Source organism: Mycolicibacterium sp. HS_4_1, from assembly GCF_054515875.1.
This window is the reverse complement of the sequence record NZ_CM137261.1, coordinates 5,177,684-5,196,197: the sequence shown is the minus strand read 5'-3', so window position 1 is coordinate 5,196,197 and position 18,514 is coordinate 5,177,684. Positions and strand designations below refer to the sequence as shown.

The 18,514-nt window shown below is 67.4% G+C and carries 19 protein-coding genes and 2 pseudogenes; 12 read left to right on the top strand and 9 right to left on the bottom strand.

The window, feature by feature from the left end; all coding sequences use genetic code 11:
- Positions 1-16 precede the first annotated feature (16 nt).
- The 3 genes from ACX12F_RS25160 to ACX12F_RS25150 are packed head-to-tail and all read left to right on the top strand — an operon-like array spanning position 17 to position 2,052.
- The gene (locus ACX12F_RS25160) at positions 17-430 is read left to right on the top strand and encodes a rhodanese-like domain-containing protein (protein ID WP_459366988.1); all 414 of its coding nucleotides are present in this window, start codon (positions 17-19) and stop codon (positions 428-430) included.
- The gene (locus ACX12F_RS25155) at positions 427-1,650 is read left to right on the top strand and encodes an O-succinylhomoserine sulfhydrylase (protein ID WP_459366987.1); all 1,224 of its coding nucleotides are present in this window, start codon (positions 427-429) and stop codon (positions 1,648-1,650) included. Before ACX12F_RS25160 ends, ACX12F_RS25155 begins: the two co-directional genes overlap by 4 nt.
- Positions 1,651-1,659: 9 nt before the next feature.
- A complete protein-coding gene (locus ACX12F_RS25150; protein WP_459366986.1) occupies positions 1,660-2,052 on the top strand; it encodes a hypothetical protein in 393 nt (130 codons plus the stop codon).
- Positions 2,053-2,233: 181 nt separating this feature from the next.
- On the opposite strand, the gene ACX12F_RS25145 is transcribed toward ACX12F_RS25150, so the two are convergent.
- Positions 2,234-2,599 (bottom strand): YybH family protein, encoded by a 366-nt coding sequence (locus ACX12F_RS25145; RefSeq protein WP_459366985.1) that lies wholly within the window; start codon positions 2,597-2,599, stop codon positions 2,234-2,236.
- Positions 2,586-3,299, bottom strand: a complete 714-nt coding sequence (locus ACX12F_RS25140) for an SDR family NAD(P)-dependent oxidoreductase (protein ID WP_459366984.1) — start codon at positions 3,297-3,299, stop codon at positions 2,586-2,588. Before ACX12F_RS25140 ends, ACX12F_RS25145 begins: the two co-directional genes overlap by 14 nt.
- 135 nt (positions 3,300-3,434) lie before the next feature.
- Between ACX12F_RS25140 and ACX12F_RS25135 the strand changes: the two genes are divergently transcribed.
- Entirely contained in the window at positions 3,435-4,361 is a 927-nt protein-coding gene (locus ACX12F_RS25135) for a LysR family transcriptional regulator (RefSeq protein ID WP_459366983.1), read from the top strand.
- 39 nt (positions 4,362-4,400) lie between these two features.
- On the opposite strand, the pseudogene ACX12F_RS25130 reads toward ACX12F_RS25135, so the two are convergent.
- Positions 4,401-5,318 (bottom strand): annotated as a pseudogene (locus tag ACX12F_RS25130) (YbfB/YjiJ family MFS transporter); the annotation flags it as partial.
- 182 nt (positions 5,319-5,500) lie between these two features.
- Complete coding sequence (locus ACX12F_RS25125) at positions 5,501-6,355, bottom strand: SDR family oxidoreductase (RefSeq protein WP_459366982.1); 855 nt, start codon at positions 6,353-6,355, stop codon at positions 5,501-5,503.
- Between the two features lie 75 nt (positions 6,356-6,430).
- Here ACX12F_RS25125 and ACX12F_RS25120 point away from each other — a divergent pair, with 75 nt between their 5' ends.
- Positions 6,431-7,639, top strand: coding sequence for an FAD-dependent oxidoreductase (locus ACX12F_RS25120; protein WP_459366981.1), 1,209 nt, complete (start codon positions 6,431-6,433; stop codon positions 7,637-7,639).
- A gap of 139 nt (positions 7,640-7,778) precedes the next feature.
- Here the strand turns inward: ACX12F_RS25120 and ACX12F_RS25115 are convergent, their stop codons facing one another.
- The 5 genes and pseudogenes from ACX12F_RS25115 to ACX12F_RS25095 all read right to left on the bottom strand — a co-directional run bounded on the left by ACX12F_RS25115 (position 7,779) and on the right by ACX12F_RS25095 (position 10,915).
- Positions 7,779-8,225 (bottom strand): FHA domain-containing protein, encoded by a 447-nt coding sequence (locus ACX12F_RS25115; protein WP_459366980.1) that lies wholly within the window; start codon positions 8,223-8,225, stop codon positions 7,779-7,781.
- Between the two features lie 32 nt (positions 8,226-8,257).
- Positions 8,258-8,518, bottom strand: a pseudogene (locus tag ACX12F_RS25110) (phosphoenolpyruvate carboxykinase (GTP)); the annotation flags it as partial.
- Between the two features lie 110 nt (positions 8,519-8,628).
- Positions 8,629-8,991 (bottom strand): ArsR/SmtB family transcription factor, encoded by a 363-nt coding sequence (locus ACX12F_RS25105; protein ID WP_459370499.1) that lies wholly within the window; start codon positions 8,989-8,991, stop codon positions 8,629-8,631.
- Positions 8,992-9,175: 184 nt separating this feature from the next.
- A complete protein-coding gene (locus ACX12F_RS25100) occupies positions 9,176-10,417 on the bottom strand; it encodes an IS256 family transposase (protein WP_459366463.1) in 1,242 nt (413 codons plus the stop codon).
- Positions 10,418-10,630: 213 nt separating this feature from the next.
- The gene (locus ACX12F_RS25095; protein WP_459366979.1) at positions 10,631-10,915 is read right to left on the bottom strand and encodes an Rv0250c family protein; all 285 of its coding nucleotides are present in this window, start codon (positions 10,913-10,915) and stop codon (positions 10,631-10,633) included.
- A gap of 199 nt (positions 10,916-11,114) precedes the next feature.
- Between ACX12F_RS25095 and ACX12F_RS25090 the strand changes: the two genes are divergently transcribed.
- The 7 genes from ACX12F_RS25090 to ACX12F_RS25060 are packed head-to-tail and all read left to right on the top strand — an operon-like array spanning position 11,115 to position 18,476.
- Positions 11,115-11,447 (top strand): ArsR/SmtB family transcription factor, encoded by a 333-nt coding sequence (locus ACX12F_RS25090; protein ID WP_459366978.1) that lies wholly within the window; start codon positions 11,115-11,117, stop codon positions 11,445-11,447.
- Complete coding sequence (locus tag ACX12F_RS25085) at positions 11,444-11,938, top strand: NADH-quinone oxidoreductase subunit B family protein (protein ID WP_459366977.1); 495 nt, start codon at positions 11,444-11,446, stop codon at positions 11,936-11,938. The genes ACX12F_RS25090 and ACX12F_RS25085 overlap by 4 nt, the downstream gene beginning before the upstream one ends.
- A 41-nt stretch (positions 11,939-11,979) precedes the next feature.
- Positions 11,980-13,908 (top strand): proton-conducting transporter transmembrane domain-containing protein, encoded by a 1,929-nt coding sequence (locus ACX12F_RS25080; RefSeq protein ID WP_459370498.1) that lies wholly within the window; start codon positions 11,980-11,982, stop codon positions 13,906-13,908.
- A gap of 5 nt (positions 13,909-13,913) precedes the next feature.
- Complete coding sequence (locus ACX12F_RS25075) at positions 13,914-14,855, top strand: respiratory chain complex I subunit 1 family protein (RefSeq protein ID WP_459366976.1); 942 nt, start codon at positions 13,914-13,916, stop codon at positions 14,853-14,855.
- Between the two features lie 17 nt (positions 14,856-14,872).
- Positions 14,873-15,535 carry a hypothetical protein gene (locus ACX12F_RS25070; RefSeq protein ID WP_459366975.1) on the top strand — a complete coding sequence of 221 codons (663 nt, stop codon included), beginning with the start codon at positions 14,873-14,875 and terminating at the stop codon, positions 15,533-15,535.
- Positions 15,535-17,004, top strand: a complete 1,470-nt coding sequence (locus ACX12F_RS25065) for a proton-conducting transporter transmembrane domain-containing protein (RefSeq protein ID WP_459366974.1) — start codon at positions 15,535-15,537, stop codon at positions 17,002-17,004. Before ACX12F_RS25070 ends, ACX12F_RS25065 begins: the two co-directional genes overlap by 1 nt.
- The gene (locus ACX12F_RS25060) at positions 17,001-18,476 is read left to right on the top strand and encodes a hydrogenase large subunit (protein ID WP_459366973.1); all 1,476 of its coding nucleotides are present in this window, start codon (positions 17,001-17,003) and stop codon (positions 18,474-18,476) included. Before ACX12F_RS25065 ends, ACX12F_RS25060 begins: the two co-directional genes overlap by 4 nt.
- The last annotated feature ends 38 nt before the right edge of the window (positions 18,477-18,514 follow it).

The following is an 18,514-nucleotide window of genomic DNA, read 5'->3' as shown; positions in this document are numbered from 1 at the left end:
TGACAGACTCGCACCCGTGAGCTACGCGGGAGATATCACGCCGCAGCAGGCCTGGAACCTGCTCAGCGAGAACCCCGAGGCGGTGCTCGTCGACTGCCGGACCGACGCCGAATGGCGCTGGGTGGGAGTGCCCGACATCTCCAGCCTCGGACGTGACGTTGTGTACATCGAATGGGTGTCGGGCGACGGTAAGCGCAACACCGGATTCGTCGACGACCTGATGGCGGCCGGCGTGACGCCGGGCGACCGGCCGGTGGTGTTCCTGTGCCGCTCGGGCAACCGGTCCATCGGCGCCGCCGAGGCGGCGACGGCGGCGGGCATCGGGCCGTCGTACAACATGCTCGACGGCTTCGAGGGGAACCTCGACGAGCAGGGCCATCGCGGCGGCAGCGGTTGGCGCGCCATCGGATTGCCGTGGGTGCAGTCATGAGGGGCCTGAACGCCGACGGGGTGCCGTCGGTCCGGGTCCCGGCACCGCTGCCCGACGGCGTCAGCCAGGCGACCATCGGCGTGCGTGGCGGCCTGCTGCGGTCCGAGTTCGAGGAAACCTCCGAGGCGATGTTCCTGACCTCGGGCTACGTCTACGAGTCGGCAGCTGCCGCGGAGCAGGCGTTCACCGGCGAGATCGACCGGTACGTGTACTCGCGCTACGGCAACCCGACCATCCAGATGTTCGAGGAACGGCTGCGGCTCATCGAAGGGGCGCCCGCCTGTTTCGCGACGGCGACCGGCATGGCCGCGGTGTTCACCGCGCTGGGCGCGCTGCTCGGCGCCGGTGACCGGCTGGTCGCGGCGCGCAGCCTGTTCGGGTCGTGCTTCGTGGTCTGCAACGAGATTCTCCCGCGCTGGGGTATCGAGACCGTCTTCGTCGACGGCGACGATCTATCCCAGTGGGAGGAGGCGCTGTCGGTGCCGACCACCGCGGTGTTCTTCGAGACGCCGTCCAACCCGATGCAGTCGCTGGTGGACATCGCCGCGGTAGCCGAGCTGGCCCATGCCGCCGGGGCAAAGGTGGTGCTGGACAACGTCTTCGCGACCCCACTGTTGCAGCAGGGCCTGCAGCTGGGTGCCGACGTCGTCGTGTACTCGGGCACCAAGCACATCGACGGCCAGGGCCGGGTGCTCGGCGGTGCGATCCTCGGCGACAAGGAGTACATCTCCGGGCCGGTGCAGCAATTGATGCGGCACACGGGTCCGGCGATGAGCGCGTTCAACGCCTGGACGATGTTGAAAGGGCTTGAGACGCTGGCTATTCGGGTTGACTACTCGAACCGCTCCGCGCAGCGGGTGGCCGAGTTCCTGGAAGGCGTACGCGGGGTGAACTGGGTGAAATACCCGTTCCTGCAGTCACATCCGCAGCATGACCTGGCCAAGCGGCAGATGCGTGGCGGCGGCACCGTCGTCACCTTCGAGCTCGATGGCGGCAAGGACCGGGCGTTCGAGGTGCTCGACAAGCTGCAGATCATCGACATCTCCAACAACCTGGGTGATTCCAAGACACTGATCACCCACCCGGCCACCACCACGCACCGCGCGATGGGGCCGGAGGGTCGCGCCGCGATCGGCCTGGGCGACGGTGTGGTGCGGATTTCCGTCGGGCTCGAGGGCACTCAAGATCTCGTGGCTGATCTCGACCAGGCGCTGAGCTAGGGAGCTGGGATGTCCAAGCAGACCGCTGCCAAGAAGGCCCGGCGCAAGAAGCGGCAGGCGACGCGCGATGCCAACTGGCTGCCCGACGAGGTGCATGCCGAAGTCGAGGCCGTCGGGCGGATCGCGGGCGAAATCCTGCCGCGCGGTTGGGTATTCGATTCGGACTACTCCAACGACGAGTATCTGATCTGGTACTACCCGCCGTCGGGTTTCGAGTCCACAGAGGACGACCCGCGGGAACTGGTCACCAGGATCTGGGTCGCTGATCCGGACCAGCCGCAACTGATCCTCGTCGGCACCGAAGAGGACGGCGCGATCTACAGCTTCACCCTCGAGCAGTTGATGACGAATCTGGATGTGATCGAGGCATACCGCGTCGGGGATCCCACGCCGCAGTTCTGATTCCCCGTGCGTGCTTTCCGGCGTTGGGCCGTGCTGCCGACAACTGCCGTGAGCGGTCCTATGCCGAGCGTGCAGCTTTCGTCGCCCGAGCCGCAGATTCCGGTCCAGAAGCTGCACGTTCGACGTAGTGCTTCGGGGAAGTATGCGTGTTCGCCGTCCGCCGGGTGTTGGCGATGACGTGTCAGGTCGGCGACACCTGGTAGTGCGCGATCTGCCAGCCGTCGTTGCCTTGTGTGACAAGGACGCTCAGGTTCAGGCTGAGCACCGATCCGTCGGGACGGGTGAAGTCGGCCCGGGTGTAGGCCAGCACCACGCCCGCGGCGGGTTCGCGGATCTCGTCGATGCGGTAGTCGACCGTCAGGCCGACGGGCTGGGCGTCGTAGTAGTCGAACACCCCTTGCCGTCCGACGCTGTAGGGCCGAAGGCCTTGGAATATCACGTCTTCTGTGAACACCGCGGCCACCTGGTCCGGCCGGTGGGCGGCGATGCCGGCCTGCCACCGATCCAGAACCGTGCGGACCGCGTCGGCCGCTTCAGTGCCCTGCACTCTGACCACCGTCCACATGCAGGATCTCACCGGTGACGAACGTGGCGTTCTCCAGGTACAGCACCGCGTCGACGACGTCGGAGATGTCGCCCATGTGGCCGACCGGGTGCAGCGCCGACAGGAATTCGTGCGTCTCCGGCGCATGCATGGGGGTGCGGATAATGCCAAGAGCGACTGCGTTGGCGCGGATTCCGCGGGAGGCGTACTCGACGGCGAGGGCCTTGGTTGCCGCGTTGAGGCCGCCCTTGGTCAGCGACGCCAGGGCCGACGGCACCTGTGAGTTGGCATGGTCCACCAGGCTGGTGGAGATGGTGACGACGTGGCCGCCATCGCCCTGCGCCGCCATGGTCCTGATGCCGGCCCGGGTCAGCTCGAAGAACCCGCGGGAATTCACCCCGGTGACGGCGTCGTAGTCCGCGTCGGTGTAGTCGGTGAACGGCTTGGCGATGAAGATGCCGGCGTTGTTGACCACGGCGTCGACGCGCCCGAAGCGCTCGACCGCGGCGTCGACCAAGCGCTGGCCCACCCCCGGCTCGGCGATGTCGCCTGCGACGGGGAGGACCATCGGGTCATTGCTCGCAGAGATGGTGCGGGAGTTGGCGACGACGGCGTAGCCCAGCTTGCGGTAGCCGGCGACCAGGGCTTCGCCGATGCCCTGGGAGGCGCCGGTGACGATCGCGACGCGAGGTGTGGTGCTCATCGGAGTGTTCCTTTCGGTTGAGGTCGACTCGGTTCAGGTCGATGCACTCCACAACCTCGGCCGGACCGCGACCATGCCCCTGCCACGCGACTTATTGGCTTCTTGCTGAGAGGCTCTGCCTACTACGCTGCTGCCATGGAACTACGGCAGCTGCGGTACTTCGTCGCCGTTGCCGATGAGCTGAATTTCGGCCGCGCCGCCGAACGTCTGCGCATCGCCGGGCCGTCCCTGTCTCAGCAGATCAAGGCGCTTGAGCGCGATCTCAAGGTGGATTTGTTCGACCGTGACCGCCGGTCGGTGCGCCTCACCGCGGCGGGCGCGTCGCTGCTGCCCCACGCGCGGGCCCTGGTGGCCCAGGCTGACGAATTGCGCAGGCGGGCAATCGGTTTGTCGAACTCGGAGCCCATTCGCATCGGCTATGTCAACTGGTGCCCGACCGATCTCGCGGAACGGGCGGCCGGCGTCGCGCAGTTGCGCGTCGACACCTGGGTGATGCCGTCGCACGCGCAGGCTGCGCGGGTGGCCGAGGGCATCCTCGATCTGGCCATCTGCTGGGTGCAGACCGCCGATCTGGAGGCGTTGTCGCTGGAGTCACGGCTCATGGGGGTGGACCGGCTGTTCGCCTTGTGCGTCGGTCCTGACGACTCGCCGGTGCCGGCCAAAGACACTCTGGTGCTCGTGGATTCGGATACGGCGAGTTGGGAGTCGTGGAACCGCTACGGTGAGCAGTTCGCCGCGGACACCGGCGCCCGGGTGATGCGGACCGACGACGGTGGTGTCACGGGGCCGACGTTCTTCGAGCACGTCCGGCAGCTGGGGCGGCCGGTGCTCAACAATCCCCGCGGGCAGTCGGACGTCCTACCGCGAGACCTGTTGCGCCGTTCGGTGATTCAGCCGGTGCCGCTGTGGACGTGGTCACTGGTGTGGCGACGGGGAGAAGACAACCCGGCCGTTCATGCCGTCGTCGACGCACTCACCCGTGACGTCGCCCCGGTCGGTGCTGACGATGCGTGGCTGCCGCCCACTGATCCACATCACCAGCGCGGCCAGGGCGGCGAGTAGCACGACGGCCGCACCGGCGAGCAGGGCCTGCTGAAAACCGTTGTGCAGCAAGGGTGCCACTGCGACCGGTCCGACGATCTGGCCCACCGAATAGCCCGTTGTCAGCAGCGCGACGGCACCCGGGAACTGCAACGCCCGCCCGGCGGCCAGGGCCAGGGTGCTGATGCCGATGAAGGTACCGCCGAACAGCACCGCCCCGGCGAGTGCCGCGACGCTGTTCCCGGTTCCCGCCCCGGCAATTCCGGCGGCCTGCAGTAGTAATGCGGCGACGAGCAGCGCCGGATAGGAGAAGCGGCCGGTGAACCGCGCCCACAATGCCGCAGATGGCGCCGCGGCCAGGCCGACCAACAGCCACACGCCGCTGCCGAGTGCGCCCGGTGATTGCTGTGCGACGGCGGCCACCAGGAATGTGCCCGCGATGATGTAACCGACGCCTTCGAGGGTGTAGCTGGTCATCAACGTGATCAGTGGTCCGCGCGCATTGGCCTGTCCGGCAGGTGCTTTCGACGTCTCGTCGGCGACTCCAGGGCGCATGAACCAGGCGACGGCGCTGAGCACCGCGGCCAATACCGTGGCAGCCCACCACGCGCCCTGCCAGTTCCCGGTGGTCGGCAGGGCCGCGGACAGGGCGATGCCGATCCCGACGCCGCTGAAGGCCCAGCCGGCGTGGTGGGCCGGATGGCCGTGATCGATGAGCGTATTGACGGCGATCACGAAGACCAGCGCGCTCGCGATGCCGGCAACCAGGCGCAGGAAGCCCCATTCGATGACGTTGGTACAGAGCGTCATTGCCGCGAGCGTCGCGACCAGAGTCGCCAGCGACACCCGGCAGGCGGTCACGGACCGGGCGAGCCGGGGCGAAGCGGCGGCCCCGACCGCACCGATGAGATAGCCGACGTAGTTGGCGGTCGCCAGTTGCCCCGCCGCTTGCGCGGCGAGGCCTGCGTGGGCCGTCATCAGCGGGAGGATCGGCGTGTACGCGAACCGGCCGATGCCCATCGCCGCGGCCAGGGCTGCCGCGGCGCGGGCAATCGAGAGCCAGGCGGAGTTGGGCATGCCTCATGGTGCGTGGCGTGGCCGTTGCGGGCCACGACCCATCTCCTTGCAGCTGAAAGGAATTACCTCACAGCGCGGGGCGCTCAGTCCTTCTCGATGACGCCCTGAGCCGCCCGGGCCCGGTCCTCGTAGCTCTTCCGCTTGGCGGCGTCGAACTCCAGGAAGACCTTGTCCAGTCCCAGCAGCTTGTTCATGCCGCGGCGGCCCTTCGGTGGCAGCAACTGGGCGAGTTGTGCGGTGAAGCGCAGCGGCGGCGGCACCGACACGTGCGTCTTCGGTTTGTCGAGGGTTTTGACGATGGCCGCGGCGATGTCCTCGGGCTCGACGGGCTTGATGGCTCCGCCGGACTTGGTGCCGGAGATCAGTTCGGTGTTGGTGAACGGCGGCATGATCACCGAGACGTTGACGCCGTGCGGAGCCATCTCGTCGGCCAGCGCGGTGGACAGTCCGACGACGGCGTACTTCGCGCCCACGTAAACCACCTGGCCCGGCAGCGGGATGAGGCCGGACAGGGAGGCGATGTTGATGATGTGACCGCTGCGGCGGCTGACCATCTCGGGCAGCGCGAGCTGGCAGCCGGTCAGCACGCCGTACACGTTGACCTCGAGGGAGGACCGGATCGACTGCTCCGTCTCCTTCAGGAACGGGCCCACCGGCATGACGCCGGCATTGTTGATCAGCACGTCGAGGTGGCCGGCACCGTCACTGCGCGCTTTGTCCAGGAATACCTCGAAGGATTCCCGATCGGTGACGTCCAGCGGGTAACCGGTGGCCGGGCCGAGTTTGACCAGGTCAGAGACGGCGGATTCGAGCACGGCGACGTCGCGGTCGCCAATGACGACCCGCGCGCCGCGGGCGAGAAGGGCCTTGGCGGTGGCGTAGCCGATGCCCCGGGCGGCCCCGGTGATTGCGATTGTCTTGCCGCGGATGTTGTCCATGGCGGCAAACTTTACACGTGTCAAGTTTTGATTTGAAGCCCCGATTCGGCCGCCCTGACGGACTACTGTCGGGGCATGACGCGCGCGCTGCGGACTCAAGTTTGTGTAGCCGGTGGTGGACCCGCGGGTCTGGTACACGCCCTGCTGCTGGCCCGGGCCGGGATCAACGTCGTCGTGCTGGAGAAGCACAACGACTTTCTGCGGGACTTTCGCGGCGACACCGTGCACCCCACCACGTTGCGCATCATGCACGAGTTGGGATTCATCGATGAGTTCCTGAAGCTGCCGCACACGAAGATCAACCGCGTGTGCATGGACGCGGACGGGACCATCCGGACCTTCGGAAGCTTCGGCGCCCTGCGGCTGCTGCGTTTCCCCGAACCGTACATCGCGCTCATGCCGCAGTGGGACTTCCTGGACTTTCTCGCCGAAAAGGCCTCCGCCTACCCGGAATTCACCTTGATCCGCAATGCCGAGGTGACCGACCTGATCACCGAGGGTGGCCGGGTGGTCGGAGTGCGCACACCCGAGTTGGAGGTACGCGCGGACCTGGTGGTGGCCGCCGACGGCCGCAAGTCCGCGGTCCGTGAGGCGGCCGGCCTCGAGGTCGCGGCAGCGCATAGCCCCATGGACGTGCTCTGGTTCCGGCTCGGCTGGCGCCCCGGTGACCCGCGGGAACTGTTCGGGATCGTCCGCAAGGGCCTGTTGATGGCGATGATCTACCGCGGTGACTACTGGCAGGTCGCATATCTCATGCCAAAGGGCGCCAATCCGCAGGGCGGGTCGCTCGAGGACTTCAAGGCCCGGCTCGCGTCGGTGCGGCCGCAGCTGCGCGACCATGTCGAGGACTTGAAGTCGTGGGATGACACGAGTCACCTCGATGTGCGCGTGGACCGGCTCAAGACCTGGTGGCGGCCCGGGCTGCTGTGCATCGGCGACGCCGCTCACGCGATGTCGCCGGCGGGCGGCGTCGGCATCAACCTGGCCGTGGCAGACGCGGTCGCCGCCGCCAACATCCTGTGCGGCCCGCTGCGCAACGGCCTGCTGGCCGACGCCGACCTGGCCAAGGTGCAGCGCCGCCGGGAGTTGCCGACGCGCATCATCCAGGCCGGCCAGGTGCTGGCCCAGGACCGGGTGATCGAACCCAACCTGGCCGGCGACCTGTCCCCGATCGCGGTGCCGTCATTCGTGGGAAAGGGCCCGCTGCAATACATCCCGCCGCTGCTCGTCGGCCGCGGTTTCCGTCCCGAGCATGTGCGGACGCCCGATATCCACTCGTCGTGACCGACGGCTGAACCTGTCGGAGCCGGTCAGGACGTCTATCTGACAGTCCCGTTCGCATAGTTGTTGCGACGGCGCCTGCGGGCTGAATCAGGCTGGGCCGCAATCCATATCGTCCGGTGAGGACCATCACCTACGGCGGTCAGGGGGTTCGGCGACAGGCGAAGGATAGTCGGAACACACCGATCCTGATCTCGTCACCGTCGCTCAGAGGTTGTGATTCGGCTTGGACGCCGTTGACGTAGGTGCCGTTGAGGCTGCCGACGTCGCTGATTCGATATTCGTTGTCCAGCCAACGGATTTCGGCGTGCGCGCGGCTGACGGTGACGTCGTCGAGGAAGATGTCACTATCGGGGTTGCGGCCTGCGGTGATAGTCGTGCGGTTCAGCAGATAGCGGGTGAGATTGCCCGGTCCGCGAGTGGTCAGCAGCGTGCCCGAGCCAAACACCACCACGCCAACAGTGGACTCCTGCTGTTGGGCAGGACCGGACTGTTCCGACGGTTCCGGGGAACCGGGTTGAGAGCGAAAGACCGCGGTGGTACCGGCGGTGGCGTCCTGTGCCGCGGGTGCCTGCTCGTTATCGGTCATGGTCAGCCTCCTGTGGTGTGGCCGGCAAAATTATCGGTGATTCGGGTCAACGCCGCCGGATCGGAGGTGCACCAGAACGAATTCGGTTTGCCGGTCAGCGGCACGAACGTGCCGCGCTCGACGAGCACCGACGTCAGCCGGTCCCGTTCGGCGCGCGACCCGTCGCACCACACCACGTTGTCCGGCCCCAACAGGTCCGCCATGTCCGCGACCCAGCCCAACACGCCCGGATGTGTGGTCGGCACCCATCCGGGCGCCGGCTGTTGTTGATCGTGCGTATCCACCGAATTCATCGCCTTAGCTCCTCCGTCAGGGCCGCAACATAAAGATCAACGAAAATAACAACATAAGAAAAAATGCAAGTACCGGTCACGTCGCGAGCGGCGCCCTAACTGGCCTCGCGTTACCGCCGTCGGCCGGTAGCCGTCTGCACCGGAGCCGCGTCGGCGGTGTCGAGCCAGCCGGCCTGATCGGCAACGACCCCGGTCAGAATCCGCCGGGCCGTGGCCAGCAATTCGGCCACTTCCGGTGACGACAGCGTGTACAGCACCGACAGGCCTTCCCTGCGGGAGGTGACCAATCCCGCGCGGCGTAGCACCGCCAGCTGCTGAGATAAGTTCGCCTGCTCGATACCGACCTCCGGCAGCATCTCGGCCACCGACCGATCCCGCTCACCGAGCAGCTCGAGCACCCGGATTCGCGCCGGATGCCCGAGTGTCTTGAAAAACTCCGCTTTCATCCGGTACAGCGGCTGACGCGCATCCACCACACAACCCACCTCACCCAGATCAACAACATGCAAACATTAGCAACCCCGCAACACTGCAGGACAACGCCCCGGTCTATCGTTATCGTCGGCTCCCACCGGGCTCGTCCCAGGGGATGAAACGTCCTACCCCGGTGGGAGCCGGGACTGTCAGATAAACGGTGGATCTGATCCTGGCATTTGGTTAGTTGCCAGTCGGAGTGATCCGGCCGTTAAAGGTGATCGCGAACGCGTTCAGTGCGGGCTTCCACCTCATCGCCCATCGTGCCTTACCGCGGCCGGTGGGGTCTAGGGATCGGGTCACCAGGTAGAGGCACTTGAGCGCGGCCTGTTCGGTCGGGAAGTGCCCGCGGGCCCGAATCGCCCGCCGGTAGCGGGCATTGAGGGATTCGACCGCATTCGTCGAGCAGATGACGCGACGAATCTCGACGTCGTAGTCCAGGAACGGCACAAACTCACTCCAGGCGTTCTCCCACAGCGCCGTGATTGCCGGATACTGCGCACCCCACTTGGCGGTGAACTCGACGAACCGTTCCTTGGCCGCAGCCTCGGTTGCCGCGGTGTAGACCGGCCGGATGTCCTTGGCGATCTGATCCCAGTACTTACGCGACGCGTAACGAAAGGTGTTGCGCAGCAGATGAATCACGCACGTCTGCACCACCGCGCGGGACCACACCGTGTTGATCGCCTCCGGCAGCCCTTTGAGGCCGTCACAGACCACCATGCACACATCGGCGGTGCCGCGGTTCTTGATCTCTGTGAGTACCGCCAACCAGAATTTTGCACCCTCACCGCCATCGCCGGCCCACAGGCCCAGGATGTCGCGCTCACCGGTGCAGGTGACCCCGATCGCGACGTAGATGGGCCGGTTGGTGACCTGACCATCGCGGACCTTGACGAAGATCGCATCGATGAACACCACCGGATACACCGACTCCAGCGGCCGGTTGCACCACTCGGTCATCTCGCCGACCACCTTGTCGGTGATCCGCGAGATGGTGTCCTTGGATACCGTGGCTCCGTAGACGTCGGCGAAGTGGGCGGCAATCTCCCCAGTGGTCAATCCCTTTGCCGTCAGCGACAATACGATTTCATCGATCCCCGTCAGGCGCCGTTGACGTTTCTTCACGATCTGCGGCTCGAACGAGCTGTTGGTGTCCCGCGGCACGTCGATCTCGACCGGGCCGATCTCGGTGAACACCGTTTTGGTCCGGGTGCCGTTGCGGGAATTACCGCTGCCGCGGCCAGCCGGGTCATGCTTGTCATAGCCCAGGTGCTCGGCCATCTCGGCATCCAGTGCCGTTTCCAGCACGTTCTTGGTCAACTGGTTCAGCAGCCCATTCGGGCCGACCAGCTCGACGCCTTGTTCCTTCGCTTGTGCGAGCAGCTGCTCCGCTAGCTGCCGTTGATCCAGGTCAATCGCCATAGATTCGAGTGTTTCTGACATCGTCAGTCCTTCCCGCCAAGCTCACGCTCGGCGTGTCAGACCAAGATCAGATCCACCGTTGTTCGGACAGTCCCTGGGAGCCCCAACCCGGCACCAGCGGGCAGGAGCCCGCCCGCGTTGCGTGGCCTGGACCGGGACTGCGAGCGGACCGGTCAGTGCAAGGTGGCGTCGAGGCGTTACCGGTTACCGGTGCTAGTGGCTGCCGCCGAGCCCCTCGTCGTCGATCCCGCGCCAGAGGGTGGGTTCGACGGGGGCGTCGGTGATGGCGATCTTCTCCGGCGCGGGGCCTGGTTGCTTCTGCCCTGATTCGAGTTCGTCGGTGTCGATGTCGAGACGCTCGACGTCGTTGAGCAGGCTGTCGGTGTCGTTGATGATCCGTCGTGTTGCCGCGTCATCACCGTATTTGGTGGTCAGCGCACTCGTGCACCGCCGGAGGCCGTTGATGAGGTCATGGAGTTCGGTCGTGGTCGTGGACACGGGTCGGCCTCTCTCCGGCGATTGTGGTGTAGGTCACTGTACCTGGGGTGGTCCCCCCGCCGGCGGCCGATCCGAGCCCAATTGCCCGTTTCGACGACCGTGGCCACCGGTTCGCTCAAGCCGGCGACCTTCGGCATGATGATCTGATAATTTCTTCAATCGATCATTTGTTGAGGTGCTGCTTCGTTCAGGGGCGCGTGTGGATTCTGAGCCGTGGTACAAGTTGAAAGCCGAGTTCTTCAAGACACTCGGCCATCCGGCGCGAATCCGGGTGCTCGAGCTGCTCAGTGAGCGGGACCGGGCGGTGGCCGAAATGGTGCCCGAGGTCGGTATAGAGACATCGAATTTGTCGCAACAGTTGGCGGTGTTGCGCCGCGCGGGTGTGGTGGTGGCACGCCGCGAGGGCAACACGGTCACCTATTCGATCAGCTCACCGCAAGTGGCCGAGCTGCTGCGGGTGGCCCGTGCGGTGCTGGCCGCGGTGCTCAGTGACCGGGTTGCGGTGCTTGAGGAACTAAAGGCCGGCCAGTGACGGGCGCCGTCCGGGGTTGGCTGTCCAAGATCGTGCGCATCGGCCGGATCGCCGAACCCGCCGCACCGGCAACAGGACAGGTCGCCAATTTGGTTGCCGGAGTGCGGGGTTCATTACAAATCCGGCATGTGGATGCGGGCTCGTGTAACGGGTGTGAAGTGGAGATTTCCGGGGCGTTCGGGCCGGTATATGACGCAGAGCGGTTCGGGGCTCGGCTGGTGGCCTCACCCCGGCATGCTGATGCCCTGCTGGTGACCGGCGTGGTGACCCACAATATGGCTGATCCGTTGCGGCACACCGTCGCAGCCACGCCGCTGCCCCGGGTGGTGATCGCGTGTGGTGATTGCGCGTTGAACCGGGGCGTGTTCGCCGACGCCTATGGTGTCCTCGGCGCAGTTCATGACGTCGTCGATGTCGATGTCGAGATCGCGGGCTGCCCGCCCACCCCTGATCAGATCATCGCCGCGCTGCGGTCGGTGACGGGTACGTGACCGTCACCGCGCACCGCGCCGGGGTGGTTGAGCGGGCGGCCTTGAGCCGCAACGGTTTCGTGATCGCTGCCAGCCTGGCGACCGTGGGTGTCGGGGCGCTGGGTATCGGGGTCGGGTTGGTCGGCCTGTTCACGTCCGCGCAAACATTGAATATCGACTGGCTGGTTCCGCTCTGGGGGGTTCAGCTGGCCATCGACCCGCTGGGCGGCTTTTTCCTGGCGCTGACCGGGGCGGTTGCGATCCCGGTCGGCGTCTACACGGCCGGGTACGCGCGGCGCGAGCATTTGCCCGCGACCGCCCTGGCGGTGCTGCCGCTCTTTGTCGCGGCCATGCTGGTTGTCGCGGCCGCGGGATCGGTGAGCACGTTCCTGTTGGCGTGGGAACTGATGGCGCTCACGTCAGTGGTGCTCGTGGCCGCCGAGCACCGCCGCGCCGAGGTAAGGTCGGCCGCGCTGTGGTACGCGGTGATGACGCAGCTCGGTTTTGTGGCCATCCTGCTCGGTCTGTTGGTGCTCGCGACGGCCGGCGGAGCCACCACGTTCGTTGACATGCGGCAGGTTCCTTCGGGCGCACGGGCCGCAGTGTTTGTGTTGACGCTGGTGGGGTTTGGGTCCAAGGCGGGGCTGGTGCCACTGCACGCCTGGCTGCCGCGGGCACATCCGGAGGCACCCAGCCCCGTGTCGGCGCTGATGAGCGCGGCGATGGTCAACCTCGGGGTCTACGGCATCATCCGCGTGGACCTGCTGGTGCTGGGCCCGGGGCCGCGCTGGTGGGGTCTGGTGCTGTTGGTCGTTGGTGCCGCCTCCGCGCTGTACGGGGTGCTGCAGGCCTCGGTCGCGACCGATCTCAAACGGCTGCTGGCCTATTCGACGACCGAGAACATGGGCCTGATCGTCCTGGCGCTGGGCGCGAGCATGCTGTGCGCGCAGTCCGGGGCCCATACGCCGGCCATGATCGCGGCGGCGGCTGCACTGGTGCATCTTATCGGGCACGCCGCGTTCAAATGTCTGGGCTTTCTGGCGGCCGGATCGGTACTGGCCGGCACCGGGCTGCGGGACCTGGACCGCCTCGGCGGGCTGGCACGGCCGATGCCGGCCACCACCGCACTGTTCGGGGTGGCCGCTCTCGGTGCGGCGGGCCTGCCCCTGGGTGCCGGGTTTGTCAGCGAATGGCTGCTCGTGCAGTCGTTGGTGCACGCCGCGCGGGGCGCGGACATCACCCTGGCCTTGACGGCGCCCCTGGCGGTCGGGGCCGTGGCGCTGACCACCGGGCTGGGCGTGGCGGCCATGGTGAAGGCCTTCGGGATCGGTTTTTTGGCCCGGCCCCGCTCCGAACCGGCGGCCCGGGCGCGGGAAGCACCCGCCAGCATGCTCGCCGGGATGACACTGGCTGCCGCGGCGTGCTTCGTCGTGGCCCTGGTGCCCGCCGTCCTGGCCCAGGTTCTGAGCACGGTGTTGGGTGTGCTGCCCACGGCCCGGGCTGCGGCGTTCACCGGTTTCGGTGCCGTGGTGGCACTGCCCGGCCTGCCGGCGTCGATTTCCCCCGCATGGATCGCTGCGGGGTTGGCGGCGGCAGTGATCGTCGTGATGATGCTGGCGCGGTGGCGATCGCGTCGGCGCCCTCCGCCGGCCGTATTGCCGCTGTGGGCCTGTGGTGGCGATGAGCTGACTTCCCGCATGGAGTACACCGCGACCTCGTTCGCCCAGCCGTTGCAGCGGGTGTTCGATGATGTGCTGCGTCCCGACACCGATATCGAGGTCACCCACCTCGCCGAATCGCGGTACATGGCCGAGCAGGTCACCTATCGCAGCCGCATCGGGGATGCGATCGAAGAGCGGTGGTATCGGCCGGTGCTCGCCGGAGTGGCCGCCGCGGCCGCCCTGGTGCGCCGCGCCCACACCGGCAGTGTGCACCTGTACCTGCTCTACGGTGCCCTGGGCGTGCTGGTCGTGCTGGTGATCGCCCGATGAACCCGATGGCGATCGTTGCCGGAGCGGCTCAGCTGCTCACGGTGATGGTGGGCGCTCCGGTGGTGATCGGGCTGATGCGGCAAGTCCGGGCACGCTGGGAGGGCCGCGCCGGCGCCGGGGTGCTGCAGCCCTGGCGCGACATCGTCAAGCAGATGGGCAAACAGCAGATCACCCCGCGCGGCACCACGGTGGTGTTCGCCGCGGCGCCGGTGGTGTTGGCCGCCACCACACTGCTCATCGCCGCGATCGCCCCGTTGGTGGCGACCGGGTCGCCGCTGGACTCCGCGGCTGACCTGTTCGCGGTGGTCGGTTTGCTGTTCCTCGGCACCGTCGCCCTGACGCTGGCCGGGATCGACACCGGCACCTCCTTCGGCGGGATGGGCGCCAGCCGCGAGATCACCATCGCCGCGCTGGTGGAACCCACGATCCTGTTGGCGGTCTTCGCGCTGTCGATCCCGGCCGGCTCGGCCAATCTTGGTGCCCTGGTAGCCCACACGCTGGCCCATCCCGGGCAGGTGGCCTCGGTGGCCGGTGTGCTGGCGTTCGTGGCGCTGGTGGTGGTGATCATCGCCGAGACCGGGCGCCTGCCCGTGGACAACCCGGCCACCCACCTGGAGCTGACGATGGTGCACGAGGCGATGGTGCTCGAGTACGCCGGTCCGCGCCTGGCGGTGGTGGAGTGGGCAGCCGCGATGCGCCTCACGGTTCTGCTGGCGCTGTTGGCGAACCTGTTCTTGCCGTGGGGCATCTCGGCCGGGCGACCGACCGCAGCGACCATCGTGCTCGGTGTTGGGGCGATCGCCATCAAAGTCGGCGCGGCAGCGGCGGTATTGGCCAGCGCCGAGGTGTTCCTCGCCAAACTGCGGTTGTTTCGGGTGCCGGAGTTGCTGGCGGGATCGTTCGTGCTGGCCCTGCTGGCGGTGACGTCGGCCAATCTGTTCCACTAGATGAGAGGAGTTCGGACATGACCGCCAGCGTCTTCGCCGTGGTCATCGACTTCGCTGCGGGCGGGCTGATCCTGGCCGCGGTGCTCGTCGTGTGGCGCCGCCAACTGCGTGCCATCGTCGGGCTCCTGGCCTGGCAGGGCGTCGCGCTGGCAACCATCCCCTTGGCAAGCGGCATCGTCAGCAACGACGCGCTGCTCACCGGAGTCGGGATCGCCGTGCTGATGCTGCGGGCACTGGCATTGCCGTGGCTGCTGGCACGGGCGGTGGCCGGCGAACCCGAAACCGGGCGCGAGGCCACACCGGTGGTGAACACCGCGACTTCGCTGTTGATCACCGCGGTACTGACAGTGACGGCGTTCGCGGTCACTCAACCCGTCATCGCGCTGGACCGCGGGCCTACGGTCGCGGCGGCGCCGGCGGCGATCGCGGTAATCCTCATCGGCCTGTTCGTCATGGTCACTCGCCGCCACGCCGTATCGCAGGCCGCGGGATTCTTGTTGGTAGACAATGGACTTGCCGCTGCAGCGTTCCTGCTTACCGCGGGCGTCCCGTTGGTTGTCGAACTGGGCGCCTCGCTGGACGTGTTGTTCGCGCTGATCGTGATCGGCGTGCTCACCGGCCGACTGCGCCGGGCTTTCGGCGGCGCCGACCTCGATCAGCTGCAGGAGCTGCACGACTGATGACCCCACTGCTCCTCACCGCGATCGGTGCCCCCGCCGGCGCCGCGCTGGTCAACCTCGTAGCCGGCTGGCGCCGCGCCACCGCAGCGCTCACCCTGCTCGCGGCGCTGGTCGTGCTGACGTGCGGCGTGGCACTGGGTGCACAGCTGGGTGCGGCGCCGCATATCGCGCTGGGTGGGCTGCTGCGGGCTGACGCCCTGTCGGTCACCTTGCTCGTCGTCATCGGCGTCGTCGCCGCACTCGCCGCCGCGGCCAGCATCGGCTATATCGGCACCGAACTGGCCGCCGGCCACACCGACCCCCAGGCAGCCCGTCTGTACGGCGCGCTCACCCCGGCTTTCATCGCCGCCATGGTGATCGCGGTGTGCGCCAACAACATCGGCATCATCTGGGTCGCCATCGAAGCCACCACCGTCATCACCGCGTTCCTGGTCGGGCACCGCCGCACCCGCCACGCGCTGGAAGCCACCTGGAAATACGTGGTGATCTGCTCGGTCGGCATCGCGGTCGCGTTCCTGGGCACCGTCCTGCTGTACTTCGCCGCCCAGCACACACTCGCGCCGAGCGCCCACGCGCTCGATCTCGACGTGCTCGCCGCCTACGCACACACCCTCGATCCCGCCGTCACCCGCCTGGCCGGAGGGCTGCTGCTGATCGGATACGGCGCCAAAACGGGGCTCGTCCCGTTTCACACCTGGCTCGCTGACGCACACAGCCAGGCACCGGCCCCGGTATCGGCGCTGATGAGCGGGGTACTGCTCGCCGTGGCGTTCTCGGTGCTGCTGCGCATCAAACCAGTGATCGACGCCGCGACCGGACCAGGATTCCTGCGCGCCGGACTGATCACCATCGGCCTGGCCACTTTGCTGGTAGCAGCGGCGATGTTGACCGTCACCGGTGACCTCAAACGGCTCCTGGCATATTCGTCGATGGAGAACATGGGCCTGATCGCGCTGGCGGCGGCGGCGGGCACCCCGCTAGCCATCACCGCCCTGCTCCTGCACGTCATGGCCCACGGCATCGGCAAAACCGTGCTGTTCGTGGCCGGCGGCCAGCTCCAGGTCAGCCACGGTTCGACCGCGATCGGCGATATCACCGGTGTGCTGCGCCGCGGCCCGCTGGTCGGCGGATGCTTCGCCGCCGGTCTTATCGCACTGGCCGGTCTGCCGCCGTTCGCCCTGTTCGCCAGCGAGCTCGGCATTGCTCGTTCCCTGGCTGATGCCCGCCTCGTGTGGGTGCTGGCCGCGGCGATGCTGCTGGTCGCGGTCGCGTTCACCGCGTTGGTGCGCAACGGCGGCCGGCTGCTGCTCGGTCCGTCACCGGCAGATGCGCCGCCGCTGACCCTACCGAGCACCGTCGCTGGCTCCTTGATCGCCGGGGTGGGGTTGTCCATCGCTCTCGGTATCACCGCCGGCCCGTTGACCGCGCTGCTGCACAGCGCCGCAACCCAACTCGGCGCGCTGCGATGAACCCACAGCGTCACCAGTACCGTATCGAGCGCACTGAGGTCGCCGATATGGCCGAGCAGTTGCTCACCGACGGTTTCCGGCTGGCGTTGGTGGCGGCCCACGACGACGACGGTCGGCTGCGGATCGTCTACCTGTTTCTGGCCGGGCGCCCCGACCGGCGCGTCGAACTGGAATGCCTACTGCCCGCCGATGACCAGGCGATGCCGTCGCTGGGATACCTGTCGTTCCCGGCCAGCCGTTTCGAACGCGAAATGGCCGACCTGTACGGCATCACCCCGGTGGGCCATCCCCGGCCGCGGCGACTGGTCCGTCACGCACACTGGCCCGCCGACTGGTATCCGATGCGCGCGGGCGCCGGGCCCGCACCCGAGTTCGCCCAGGGCGCGCGGTTTCCGTTCGTCACCGTCGAGGGAACCGGGGTCTACGAGATCCCGGTGGGCCCGGTCCATGCCGGTCTCATCGAGCCTGGACACTTCCGGTTCTCGGTGGTCGGGGAAACGGTGCTGCGCGTCAAGGCCCGGCTGTGGTTCGTCCACCGCGGACTGGAAAAGCTCTTCGAGGGCACGCCGGCCACCGACGCCACCGCACTGGCTGAACGCGTCAGCGGCGACACCTCCGCCGCCCACGCCCTCGCGCACAGCCTGGCCGTCGAAAACTGCCTCGGCATCGAGATTCCGCCACCAGCCCAACGCCTTCGGGCCCTGCTGATCGAACTCGAACGGCTCTACAACTTGGCCGCCGACCTCGGCGCCCTGGCCAATGACGTCGGGTTCTCCCTGGCCAACAGCCACTGCTTGCGCATCCGAGAACGGTTACTGCGGCTCAACGCCACCGTGACCGGTCATCGCCTCCTGCGCGGCGCGATCAGCCCCGGATCGGTGCGGCTGCTAACTCTGCCCACGCCGGGCGAGCTACGCTCGATCGGCGCCGACCTCGCCGAGGTTGCCGCGCTCACCCTAGCCAATACCATTGTGGCCGAACGCTTCACCGGCACCTCGGTGCTGCCGCTCGACGATGCGCAGGCCATCGGATGCCTCGGATATGTGGCACGCGCCAGCGGCATCCGCACCGACGCCCGCCTCGACCACCCCGTCGTCGCCCTGCCGGTCACCGAGACCCGATCCGATGCCGGCGACGTGCTGGCCCGCTACACCGTGCGCAGGGACGATGTTGCCGCCTCCATCGAGCTGGCTTGCCACCTGCTCGAAACGTGCCCCGGTCCGACCACATACACCACCGCTGTCGAGCCGGGCAGCGGCCGCCGCAGCGGAGTCGGCATCGTCGAAGGCTGGCGAGGCACCATCGTGCACCGCGTCGAACTCGACGCCGGACACATCACCCGCTCGAAAATCGTTGACCCCTCGTGGTTTAACTGGCCCGCCCTGCCGGTAGCGATGGCCGACACCATCGTTCCTGACTTTCCGCTGACCAACAAGAGCTTCAACCTGTCCTACGCCGGCAACGACCTCTGATCGCCATGCCCACCACCGAAAACACCTGACCTGACGGG

Bases quoted from the DNA above. Each gene is read 5' to 3' on its own strand.
- ACX12F_RS25135 (WP_459366983.1), top strand. From the start codon at position 3,435: ATGGAACTACGGCAGCTGCGGTACTTCGTCGCCGTTGCCGATGAGCTG.
- ACX12F_RS25125 (WP_459366982.1), bottom strand. From the start codon at position 6,355: ATGGACAACATCCGCGGCAAGACAATCGCAATCACCGGGGCCGCCCGG.
- ACX12F_RS25120 (WP_459366981.1), top strand. From the start codon at position 6,431: ATGACGCGCGCGCTGCGGACTCAAGTTTGTGTAGCCGGTGGTGGACCC.
- ACX12F_RS25150 (WP_459366986.1), top strand. From the start codon at position 1,660: ATGTCCAAGCAGACCGCTGCCAAGAAGGCCCGGCGCAAGAAGCGGCAG.
- ACX12F_RS25140 (WP_459366984.1), bottom strand. From the start codon at position 3,299: ATGAGCACCACACCTCGCGTCGCGATCGTCACCGGCGCCTCCCAGGGC.
- ACX12F_RS25065 (WP_459366974.1), top strand. From the start codon at position 15,535: ATGACCCCACTGCTCCTCACCGCGATCGGTGCCCCCGCCGGCGCCGCG.
- ACX12F_RS25155 (WP_459366987.1), top strand. From the start codon at position 427: ATGAGGGGCCTGAACGCCGACGGGGTGCCGTCGGTCCGGGTCCCGGCA.
- ACX12F_RS25060 (WP_459366973.1), top strand. From the start codon at position 17,001: ATGAACCCACAGCGTCACCAGTACCGTATCGAGCGCACTGAGGTCGCC.
- ACX12F_RS25070 (WP_459366975.1), top strand. From the start codon at position 14,873: ATGACCGCCAGCGTCTTCGCCGTGGTCATCGACTTCGCTGCGGGCGGG.
- ACX12F_RS25115 (WP_459366980.1), bottom strand. From the start codon at position 8,225: ATGACCGATAACGAGCAGGCACCCGCGGCACAGGACGCCACCGCCGGT.
- ACX12F_RS25100 (WP_459366463.1), bottom strand. From the start codon at position 10,417: ATGGCGATTGACCTGGATCAACGGCAGCTAGCGGAGCAGCTGCTCGCA.
- ACX12F_RS25075 (WP_459366976.1), top strand. From the start codon at position 13,914: ATGGCGATCGTTGCCGGAGCGGCTCAGCTGCTCACGGTGATGGTGGGC.